Here is a 10,344-nt window from a genome sequence, read left to right as displayed (position 1 = left end):
CCGGTCATGTGCACGGAGCGCGCAATAAGGATGAGCGCATTGAGAGACGCCCCACGCTCTCCGGTTTCCAGTTGCGCGATGTACACGCGTGACAACCCGGCAAAGTCGGCAAACTGTTCTTGCGACAAACCGCTGCGAGTGCGGAGGCTGCGCACGGTTTTGGCAATGGCTACATCCAGGCCCGGTAAAATTTGCATAGATTATATGTAAAGCTTTTAAGCGCAAATTCAGTATGCGATTGCATACAAAATTACTGGTTCTGTTTTTGTTTATCAGACTGAAATACTAGGATTTTGAAGGACACTTCCACCCACGAAGCGAGGTGTCTATCCAAGGGGATAATTTTTTATAACAATTTTATTTTACATGCAAAGTTATTTTACTTCTTATCAGGATGCAGTAGTGAAAACCGTCGATTCTGCCGTGTGGAGCCGCCATGGCAGTTCCCTGCCGCCGGAGCAGTTAACTCAACACTGTAATGTCCTTACAAAAAAGTATATGAAGGATTTTTTTGTTTTTAAATGTATTGCTTGTCGAAAAATATAAAATGATAATTATATACTGTTTATTGATTAGCCAGTAAGTGAGCTACAACAATTATATATAAATTTACTATATAGCTGCATGTTGTATGCCTTGTAGTGTATTATCCAGCAGATTAATAAAGTAAGAGCCGCCATATGCGCGAAATTGTGCGCGTATGGCGGCTGAAAGTGAAAGATTGCTGCTTGTCCGGTATTTTGCCTGGTTCCTTCGGCGAGCAGGGCAAAAGGCTTGCGCGTCCGGAGGGTTGTGGCGAAAGTCCGGCCGGCCCGCCGGTTTTTGCATAAACGTGGCGGGCCGGCCGGGAAGTCTGTTACTGGTCGGCGGCCTTTGCGGCCTGGTATTCAGCCACAATCTTTTCTGTTACGGGCTGCGGGGCTTCTTCATAGTGGGCAAATTCCATAGTGAAAAAGCCCTGGCCTCCTGTCATGGAGCGCAGGTCGGGAGCGTAGCGCAGCACCTCGCTCATGGGCACATGGGCCTTGATTTCAGTGCTGCCGCCCTGTGAGTCGGAACCAAGCACCTTGCCCCTGCGGGAGGAAAGGTCGCCGATAACGTCGCCCATGCTTTCATCAGGAATAGAAACTGTCAGCAGCACAATGGGTTCCAGCAGGACCGGCTTGAGATTTTCCATGGCCTTTTTAAATGCCAACGAACCTGCCACCTTGAAGGCCATTTCGGAAGAGTCCACCGTGTGATAGCTGCCGTCATAAACCTTGACGCGAAAATCCACTACCTGGCATCCGGCCAGAAAACCCCGTGTCGCGGCCTCTTGCACGCCTTTGTCAATGGCGGGGACGTACTGACGGGGAACGACACCGCCCACGATGGCATCTTCAAACTGGTAACCGGAGCCGCGCGGCAGCCCTTCCATTTCTATCCAGCAATCTCCGAACTGGCCCCGTCCGCCGGACTGTTTTTTGTGCCTGCCCTGAACCTGGCACTTGCCGCGCACTGTTTCGCGGTAAGGAACCTTGGGGGTCTTGAGCACGATATCCACCTTGAAGCGGCGCTTGGCCTTTTCAACAGAAAGCTCGATGTGCAACTGCCCCATGCCCGAGAGCAGAATATCGCCGTTTTCCCCGTCACGGCCGAGCTTCAGGGTGATATCTTCATCCAGCAGGCGCTGTATGGCCGCGTAAACCTTGTCTTCTTCGCCTTTTTCCTTGGGGGCCAGGGCGTAGGTGATGAGTTGCGGGGGGAGTTGCGGCATGGGCAGCACAAAGGGGGCCTTTTCATCACAAAGGGTGTCGCCTGTGCGGGTGTTTTTGAGCTTGGCCACAGCCACAATGGCGCCGGGTCCCACCGGTTCCTTGCAGGGGGTCTGGTTTTTGCCCGTCAGGAACAGCAGGCTGCCCAGCCGTTCATTGTCTTCGCTGCGCATATTTTTAAGGTTCACATCGCCGCTGATGGTGCCGGAAAGAATCCGCAGCAGGGAGAGCTGCCCGGCAAACGGGTCGGCCAGGGTCTTGAACACAAAGCAGGCCACCGGGCCATCCGGGTCGGCGGTACGGCTTGCGCCGCCTTCGCCTTCAAACGCCGGTCGGTCAAGGGGCGAGGGCAACAGGGCTTCTATGGCATCAAGCAGGGCCGCGCCGCCCTTGTTTTCAAGGGCCGAGCAGGTCAGGACGGGGATCAGTTCTCCCTTGATGACGCCCGCCCGCAGGCCGTTGTGCAGGTCTTCCAGCGGCAGGCTGCCTTCTTCAAGATATTTTTCCATAAGGATTTCATCGCTTTCAGCGATGTTTTCCACGGTAATATCACGTAAAAGGCTTACATCATCGGCAAGCCCGGCGGGAACTTCGGCTTCAGCCGTGCTGCCGTCGGCCTTGAACATCTGCGCCTTGCCGGAGAGCACATCGGCCACGCCCAAAAATGTTTCACCCTGGCGGATGGGCAGTTGCAGGGCCACGGGCCGGATGCCCAGAGCGGACAGGCCGTCAAAGGTCATCTGAAAGTCGGCACGGTCGCGGTCAAGCTTGTTGATCACGATCATGACGGGCAGACCGGCCTGGCGTACCATGCTCCAGAATTTTTTTGCCAGGGGCCGCACGCCGTCCACGGCGTCCAGCACAAAAACCACGCTGTCCACACCCTTGAGCAGGCATTCCATATCGCCTGTAAAATTGCCGTCACCGGGGATATCCAGCAGGAAATGCCGGTTTTTGTTCCACATATAGGTCGCGCAGGCGGGCTGCACCGAGCCGCGCCGCCGGGTTTCTTCCGGCTCGTAGTCGAGGCTTGTGGTGCCTTCTTCAATGGCGCCCATGCGGGTGGTGGTTCCGGCATTGAACAGCAGCATCTCGGCAAGAGAGGTTTTGCCGCAGCCGCCGGTGCCGACGAGTGCAAAGGTGCGTTGCATTTCCAGTGGGGTAGGCATGGTTTTCTCCCTTAGTAAGCGATGTGGCTGGCGCGCGCGGCGCGGGCCGGGTGAACGAAACCAGGGAAGGAGCGCGGTATTGCAAAGGCGGGGCAGGGGATGCGGCTATGCCCGGGCTGCCGGTTTTGCCGAAAAATTTCGGCTGTGCGGCACGGGGACGGGCGTTTTCCGCAGGCGCGGGTATGCCCGCCATCGTGGGAAACGTGCGCTCCATATGCTATTATTTTCCACGATACATACTTGCCCAAAAAAAGGGAAGGGCCGGACACGCTTAGAGATACGGCCAGCCATAAAAGCGTGCAGAAGCAGCTTGACAGTCGGGGCTGCTGCAGTGAAACTTTACAGGATATACCGGGCGGCAGCCCTGTGGCGGAGGATATATGACCTGGGAATGGGCCGCAGCCGGCATTGTGTTTTTGCTGGTGGTGGTATTCAGCGTACGCCTGATGAAGCGTGGTCTTTTCACCCTGGAGGACGAGCGCGCCCTGTGTGAGGAGCGCATACGCCTTATGGAAGAAGAACTGCGCCAGGATCAGAAAAATATGGCCTCCAGCGAGCATTTGCGTGTCGCCCTGGCGGGCCTGCGTGATCTGCTCCGTCTGGCGGGGTATCCCCGTGGATTCTGGATTGAAGTGACCGCGCGCGGGCAGGGAGAAGCCAGGGGCGAAGCCTTGCTGCTGCATACACCCGGCGGGGATTGGCGCATAAGCCTGAGTATGCGTGAGCGGCAGTTGCGTGCCGTGCGCAAGGTGGCCCACGGGCAGGGGCGCTGGCATCTGTACGGGCCTGAGCTTCATGAAGAATATACTGAACTGGCCCCGCTGATGTGCGCCCTGCATACGCATTTGCGGCAAAAGGACGGCAGCGCGGCCGCCGGGTTCACCACCCCCGGCACTCTTGCCGTACCTGCGGCTTTTGCCGTCAGGGACGGGCATGACCTTGCAGATGCCCCCCCGGAAAAGCCTTACCTGGCACGGCGTTTTTCTCGCCGGACCACCCGCGTTGCCATACGGAAAAAATCCCTCCCTCCGCCGCTCAAGCCCGGCACGCACTAAAGCGGAGGACACGTGACATGCTTTGTGAGGGATGACCCTCTCACAAAAGAGTCCCTCCCCCACGCCTCCACCCTCCAAAACTTTTATTCCTGTTGCACGTTCTTACAGAAATTTTCCTGACCTGGGGGACGGGTTTGTTCTTTGGGGTATTTTTGTCGCCCTGTGCGGCGGGATGCGGGGAAAAGGCCTGTCCTTTGGAAGAACAGTTACCGCAGCAAAAAACGCGCAACTCTTGTTTTTGCGGCGCTCACTACGGTGTTTGATCTCATAGATACACAGCACGGCTTTGTTGTAAGGGAAAGTGACTGCCTGCCGGTTTTTTGCTGAAAATAGTGCGAGCTGTCGTTGAAATCGCTCTGGCTGCTGCGGGGGCAGGCGTTCGCTGCGGAGGCCCGGAAGCCAAGGCTCGCTGCATAAAAAAACCCGCTCGTGGGAGAGCGGGTCCTTGCCTGATAACAGGCGCGCTGTAGGCCGTAAGACCTACCTCGCCGGGCCGGAGGGGTTGACGGATCCCACAAAGGGATACGGTCCGGCAAAGGTTACATCCGATGGAATCTGGCAGACATGCGTATTGAGTATGCCGTTTTCATAATGGTGCAGCAGGTAGCCCGGAGCTTCCATGCGGAAGGTGTCGCCGCCTTCGGGGGAAATATCCAGGTCGATCTGCATGGACGCAGAGGGTGCGGTTATGCACAGCCGTCCCTGCCATTGGGTGATGATGGGCCTGTGCATGTGGCCGAAGCACAGGCGGATCTGCGGGTTGTCCCCTGCTATGGCAGCCAGCGCGCTCTGATTTTCAAAGGGTTCATCCATGGCGCCCATGCCCGTTGTGAATGGCGGATGGTGCATGAAAACGAGTGTTTGCACATCAGGCCGCTGTGCCAGGGTGTGCGCCAGCCAGCCTTCAACCGCCGGAAACAGATGGCCTGAATGCGAGCCGGGGTGCATGCTGTCCACCATGACAAGGCGCAGGTCGTCCATTTCAACCGTGTAGCAGATGTGGGGAGATGCCGCCGGGTCTGCGGGACACCATCCCTGCAACACGTCCCGCATCCTGTCGCGTCTGTCGTGGTTGCCCGGCAGGGCGTACACGGGAATGCCCAGAGGCGACAGCGCGTCATAAAGGATATGATAAGCGTTGAGGTCTCCGCTGTCAGCCAGGTCGCCGCTGAGCACGATAATATCCGGCTTTTGAGCCATGGTTTTCAGATGCGCGGTGGCGGCATCAAGGCAGCGGCGCGTGTCCACAACCTGAAAGGACAGGCTGCTGTCGCCGCGTAGGTGTGTGTCGGAAAGTTGCAATATACGCATGGTTACCCCTGGGCCTGCGAGCTTGCCCCGGCCTGCATGACGCCATGGGGCTGCGCCTGCCGTGTCGCCCGGTCATGCCGCCGCTGAATGGCAAAGGCCGACATGGCGCTGGTGATGGCCGCAATGATCACAAAGATGCAGATATAGGCAGGATTGCCGTCGTTCCACCGCATAAGCGCCGTACACACGCCGGGTACAATGCCCGCCACCAGAAATCCGGGAAACTGGTACACTATGGAAATGCCGGTGTAGCGCACTTCAGCGGGAAAAAGATCAGAAAAAAGCGCGGCTTCGGGACCGAAAACCCCGGCATAACAGATGCTGAGCGGAATGGCTATGGCAAGACCGGTGATGAACATATTTCCACCACTACCCTGCATGAGCCAGAAAGAGGGAAAGATGGTCAGGGCGCAGGCCAGGCTTGCCAGACCGTAAATGCGGCCCCGGCCGAAGCGGTCGGCCAGGCGTCCGGCTATGAGAATGAACGGGCACATGAGCAGGGCCGCGATCATGACTGCCGTCAGGGCTTCGGTGCGCGTGACGTTGATGTACTGCACAAGGTAGCTGATGGAAAAAACCGCCAGCACGTTAAAGAACACGCCGTCAATCCAGCGCGCCCCCACGCCGAGGGCGATATTGCCCGGAAAATTTTTGCATACCGTGACGATGGGCAGGGCTTTCTTTTCAGTATGGCCTTCTTCCTGCACCTTGCGAAATTCGGGGGTTTCAAGAATATGGGTCCGCACGTAAAGCGCGATGGCGATAAGCACAACACTTATAAGAAAGGCCAGCCGCCAGCCCCAGGCCATGAACTGTTCGTTGGTCAAAAGCCAGGAAAGCAGGGCCACCATGCCTGAAGCAAGGCAAAGGCCCGTAGCCAGACCCATCTGGGGAATACTGGCATAAAAGGCTTTTTCGCGCTCGTTGGCGTATTCATAGGTCATGAGCACCGCTCCGCCCCATTCGCCGCCAAGGCCAAGCCCCTGGCACAGGCGCAGCGTTTGCAGCAAAATGGGGGCGGCAATGCCAATACTGGCATAGGTGGGGATAAGGCCGATACCCACCGTGGCCACGCCCATAATCAGCATGGTGAGGATGAGCATGCGCTTGCGGCCCAGCTTGTCGCCGTAGTGGCCGAATATGAATCCCCCGAGGGGACGGGCCAGGTAGCCGATGGCGAAGGTGCTGTAAGCGAGGATGGTTCCGATGAATGGATCGGTGGTAGGAAAGTAGAGCTTGCTGAACACAATGCCCGCCACGACCCCGTAGAGGAAAAAATCATACCATTCGATGGTCGCGCCGAGCAGGCTGGCGATAACGACCTTGCGCATCTCCTGTCTGGTGGGGACGTGTTTTTGTGCCCTTGCGTCTGACATGCTTTCCTCCGAGGCTGCCGTCCCGCCAGGGGCTTCCCGTCGCGCGGCGATTAAAAGTTTCAATTATATGCAGGAAGATTTTGTTTTATCTATTAAATAATGCACTGAAAAAATGTAATATTTAATAGATTACGCAAGAAATAGGCATGAAATGCCGGTCTGGCTGACCGGATAGCATGCTGAAGAATTTAATGTCAATTAAAATATTATTAAAATTTTAATTGAACGCATTGCGCTGGTCCGGGCCGCCCGGCCGTGTGAAAGGGCGCTGTTCTGCGCCATGTTTGCGAAATGATGGCATTGTGTGTCCTGCGTATTGCAGGTAAGAATGGCTCAGGCGTTATGCGTCTGTACAAACAGGATATGAATGCCGGAAGGAAAGAAAAGATGACGATTGATGGCGGAAAGCAGGCCGAAATGGGCACAAAAAAGGCAACCCTTGCGGATGTGGCCCAGGCGGCGGAGGTGTCTCCCGCCACGGTTTCAATGATTCTCAATGGCCGTGAAGGGGTTTCTTTTGCCGAAGAGACAGTCAAGACGGTTCTGGCTGCGGCAGCAAAGCTTAATTACACCGGCGGCAGGCGTGGCAGAGTGGCCCCGGGAAGCAGGCCCGTCATACTGATTGCCGTGCCGAACGTGACCAATCCCTACTACGCCACGATTATTCAGGCCATCCAGCAGGCGGCGGAAAAAAAGAATTACGCCACCTGCGTAAGCGCCACCTACCGCAGTCTGGAAAACGAACTGGCGGCCTTGCAGTTGGCCCGCTCCACAGGCATGGCCGGGATTATATTCGCCATGCTGGCGCATCCTGATGCCATACTGGCCCGCGCCGGGCGCAAGATGCCCCTGGTGGTTATGGGCGACCGGCGCGTGGACCTGAACGTGGATACGGTAGAGCTGAACAATTACGACGCGGGCAGTCTTATTGCCCAGCACATGTGCGAACTGGGCCATAAACACATGGCCTATATTTCCACATCGCTGGACACCTGTAACCCTATCAGGGTGCAGCGCCTCAAAGGCTTGCAAGACACCTTGGCCCGGCTTTGTCCCGAAGGCCGCCTTATGGTCAAAAGCCGCGACATTTCACCTGAAACGGAACTGGAAAACCTGCTTATCGAGCACACCGTGGGCTATGAACTGGCCCGGAGCTGCTTTGACGACAAAAAGATCACAGCCTTTGTGGCCGTCAACGATATGGTGGCCTACGGGGTTATGGATGCCGTGATTGAAGCCGGTTTGAGCATTCCCGGTGATTACAGCGTCTGCGGATTCGACAATCTCTGGCCTTCGCATTTTGCCCGTGTGTCTTTGACGACTCTTGAGCACTATATCAAGGATAAGGGGCATAATGCCCTGGATCTGCTGCATGCCAGAATCAGCGGGCAGCTTTCGAACCGGAATATAACCAGGGTCGAAGTCAGCCACAAACTTATTGCGCGCGCCTCTACCGGCGCTCCTCGCCCTGACTGAGCCGGATTTTTCGGCGGCGGAGCTTAACTGCCTGCCTGTCCATGCATCGTCATTTGCCCCCCCCCGTACCTGAAAGCCCTTACCCTGCGTTGGTAACCGCGAGAAAGCGGGGCCATCAGAGCGGGCGATGCCGCGCATGCCACCGCAGCGGCTGGCGCAGTTCTGGGCGCAGTTCTGGGCGCAAATACTGGCGCAGATCTGGCGCGCATGCCATCGCCCCAGGCAGCGGGGGCGGCACTTGTGCATCGGGGCGAGCAGCCGCATGGCGTTCGTTCCCCTCTCTGCCATCCGGCGTGAGGCAGGCTGGATGTGCCGGACTGCAAGAAATCCGAAAGCCGCGCCGCGCCTCCGGCCCATGACCGGCTTTGCAGAGAAGTGCAGGAGTGCGCCAGGGCCACGGGCAAGGTCTGCGAAAAATGCGGCAAGCCTGTGGTGCATCGGGTGAAAAAGCCCGGCAAAGACGGCAAGGGCGGCTATGATTTTTGGGGATGCCCTGGCTGGCCGGAGTGCAAAAAAACACAAAAAAATAATCTCTAGCTCGCTCAAGGCTGGCGAGCTTTGGTGAACATACAAAACTTTCAAGAGTCGGGTTGCACGGCATTACGGTTTGAGGGTGGCTTTGTAGCTGAAAAAGAACTACTTGGTATCTGTCGTTTGGCCTATAATTTCAGTCAATTCGGTAATCAGCGCATCAAGGGAGACTGCCCGCAGCTCATTCTTCATTGCCTCAAAGGCATCGTTCATATGGGGATACATTAGCTGATAAATATTTTTTCCAACCGGGCAACTGCCTGATCCCTCGTGAAAATTAAATATTTCGTCTATATCATCAGTTTCTACAGCATTGTAAACATCCCAAAGAGATATTTTTTTTGCTTTTTTTGCAAGGCAGGCGCCTCCATTTTTACCGGTTGTGGATTCAATAAGCCCGTGCTTTTTGAGTGCAATAAATATATTTCTTATTGTCACAGCATTTGAGCCGGTACTCCGCGCAATAAGGGTACTGGTGATTTTAACGGTGTTCCCAAACTGCGCCATAATGAGCAGAGAATGAACCGCTACCGGAAAGTTTTTGCTAATTCTCAATTATATCACTCTATTAAGTAAGAATTAAAAATAAAATATAAAAAAATTAACTGTAGCCATTGACATTACAGTTTCTGCTTACCATACTGTAGTCATCCACACTACAGTAAGGAGAGAATACAAAATGGAAACGTTAAAAGCAATCGCTGCCAGGACGTCTACAAGAAACTTTGACCCCCAAAAACCGATTACAAAACAAAATCTTGAAACCATCATAGCGTCTGGGTGCGCTGCTCCGGTCGGAGGTGGAGACTACAGCTCGCTTCATTTGACGGCTATTACAGATAGTTCCGTTCTCTCGTCCTTCGCAAATACTGCCCAAGACGTAATGAAACAAAATTCAAGTCCTTTGTATAACGCGACTGCGCTTGTAGTCATTTCTGCATCATCAGAACAAAAATACCCTAATATAGAGCTTGCTAACGCCGGATGCATTGCAGAAAATATGCTACTTGCGGCAACAGACCTTGGAATTGGAAGCGTGTTTATTCTGGGAGCGATAGCCATGACATCCACTAATGATGCTTTATGGAAGAAGCTTGGCGTCCCTGACGGCTTTCATCCTGTGGTTGCCGTGGCGCTCGGGTACGGAAAGGAAAGCAACACAAAAGAAAAAGAGCTTTCTGTTTCCATGTCGATAAATTATGTGTGATAAATGTCTGTGTGTTAGTGCACTGGGAACCGTCCCGGCTATTTCGGGAGACGGGTAGAGTTTAACTTATGCGGAAGCAATAAAGACCCCCTTTGTGAGCCGCTCAGGGTGAGCAAGGGAGGCTTTATTGCTTTACTGTTGAAGAGAAACAGCAGCTTATGTCACCATGCCTTTGCGCGTTCAGCGGCTAGCGAGAGGGCGCGCGGCAAGCCGCCTTTGCCTTTCCTGATGGGCTTGGCAGGGGAGAGGTTGGGATGCCCGGGGGATCATGACCGCAACGGTTACCGGTCATATTTTCACCCCGCGGGGGTAGAAAATCCGGTTATGCTTGAAGTACGCTAGAAAAGCGGTTCCGCTACCATGCTCTGAATAGGCTAAAAAAGCCCTTCGGACGCAAAACAGGGGCTTAATTGTTTAACACCTAAGCCCCTGTAATTTATGGAGCCAGCTGCGAGGATTGAACTC

10 protein-coding genes are annotated in these 10,344 nt (G+C 55.1%); 5 read left to right on the top strand and 5 right to left on the bottom strand.

Going from position 1 to position 10,344, the window contains the following annotated elements; all coding sequences use genetic code 11:
* Positions 1-197: helix-turn-helix transcriptional regulator (locus tag QZ377_RS10580; protein ID WP_291441109.1), on the bottom strand; the 197-nt coding region annotated here is incomplete at its 3' end.
* A gap of 483 nt (positions 198-680) precedes the next feature.
* Here QZ377_RS10580 and QZ377_RS10575 point away from each other — a divergent pair.
* Positions 681-830 (top strand): hypothetical protein, encoded by a 150-nt coding sequence (locus QZ377_RS10575; RefSeq protein ID WP_291441108.1) that lies wholly within the window; start codon positions 681-683, stop codon positions 828-830.
* A 26-nt stretch (positions 831-856) separates the two neighbouring features.
* On the opposite strand, the gene QZ377_RS10570 is transcribed toward QZ377_RS10575, so the two are convergent.
* Positions 857-2,923: an elongation factor G gene (locus QZ377_RS10570; RefSeq protein ID WP_291441107.1), complete on the bottom strand. Its 2,067-nt coding sequence runs from the start codon at positions 2,921-2,923 to the stop codon at positions 857-859.
* 380 nt (positions 2,924-3,303) lie between these two features.
* On the opposite strand from QZ377_RS10570, the gene QZ377_RS10565 reads away from it, so the two are divergent.
* Positions 3,304-3,978: a hypothetical protein gene (locus QZ377_RS10565; RefSeq protein WP_291441106.1), complete on the top strand. Its 675-nt coding sequence runs from the start codon at positions 3,304-3,306 to the stop codon at positions 3,976-3,978.
* Between the two features lie 480 nt (positions 3,979-4,458).
* On the opposite strand, the gene QZ377_RS10560 is transcribed toward QZ377_RS10565, so the two are convergent.
* Positions 4,459-5,289, bottom strand: coding sequence for a phosphodiesterase (locus tag QZ377_RS10560; RefSeq protein WP_291441105.1), 831 nt, complete (start codon positions 5,287-5,289; stop codon positions 4,459-4,461).
* Positions 5,290-5,291: 2 nt separating this feature from the next.
* A complete protein-coding gene (locus QZ377_RS10555) occupies positions 5,292-6,665 on the bottom strand; it encodes an MFS transporter (protein WP_291441104.1) in 1,374 nt (457 codons plus the stop codon).
* A gap of 387 nt (positions 6,666-7,052) precedes the next feature.
* Between QZ377_RS10555 and QZ377_RS10550 the strand changes: the two genes are divergently transcribed.
* Entirely contained in the window at positions 7,053-8,141 is a 1,089-nt protein-coding gene (locus QZ377_RS10550; RefSeq protein WP_291441103.1) for a LacI family DNA-binding transcriptional regulator, read from the top strand.
* Positions 8,142-8,450: 309 nt separating this feature from the next.
* Entirely contained in the window at positions 8,451-8,678 is a 228-nt protein-coding gene (locus QZ377_RS10545) for a hypothetical protein (protein ID WP_291441102.1), read from the top strand.
* Between the two features lie 99 nt (positions 8,679-8,777).
* Here QZ377_RS10545 and QZ377_RS10540 read toward each other — a convergent pair whose 3' ends face one another.
* Complete coding sequence (locus tag QZ377_RS10540) at positions 8,778-9,227, bottom strand: Rrf2 family transcriptional regulator (RefSeq protein WP_291441101.1); 450 nt, start codon at positions 9,225-9,227, stop codon at positions 8,778-8,780.
* A gap of 124 nt (positions 9,228-9,351) precedes the next feature.
* Here QZ377_RS10540 and QZ377_RS10535 point away from each other — a divergent pair, with 124 nt between their 5' ends.
* A complete protein-coding gene (locus tag QZ377_RS10535; protein WP_291441100.1) occupies positions 9,352-9,879 on the top strand; it encodes a nitroreductase family protein in 528 nt (175 codons plus the stop codon).
* The last annotated feature ends 465 nt before the right edge of the window (positions 9,880-10,344 follow it).

It is taken from the genome of Desulfovibrio sp. (assembly GCF_019424165.1).
Lineage (GTDB): Bacteria > Desulfobacterota > Desulfovibrionia > Desulfovibrionales > Desulfovibrionaceae > Desulfovibrio.
This window is presented reverse-complemented; position numbering and strand designations above follow the sequence as displayed.

Bases quoted from the DNA above. Each gene is read 5' to 3' on its own strand.
- QZ377_RS10575 (WP_291441108.1), top strand. From the start codon at position 681: ATGCGCGAAATTGTGCGCGTATGGCGGCTGAAAGTGAAAGATTGCTGC.
- QZ377_RS10570 (WP_291441107.1), bottom strand. From the start codon at position 2,923: ATGCCTACCCCACTGGAAATGCAACGCACCTTTGCACTCGTCGGCACC.
- QZ377_RS10565 (WP_291441106.1), top strand. From the start codon at position 3,304: ATGACCTGGGAATGGGCCGCAGCCGGCATTGTGTTTTTGCTGGTGGTG.
- QZ377_RS10560 (WP_291441105.1), bottom strand. From the start codon at position 5,289: ATGCGTATATTGCAACTTTCCGACACACACCTACGCGGCGACAGCAGC.
- QZ377_RS10555 (WP_291441104.1), bottom strand. From the start codon at position 6,665: ATGTCAGACGCAAGGGCACAAAAACACGTCCCCACCAGACAGGAGATG.
- QZ377_RS10550 (WP_291441103.1), top strand. From the start codon at position 7,053: ATGACGATTGATGGCGGAAAGCAGGCCGAAATGGGCACAAAAAAGGCA.
- QZ377_RS10535 (WP_291441100.1), top strand. From the start codon at position 9,352: ATGGAAACGTTAAAAGCAATCGCTGCCAGGACGTCTACAAGAAACTTT.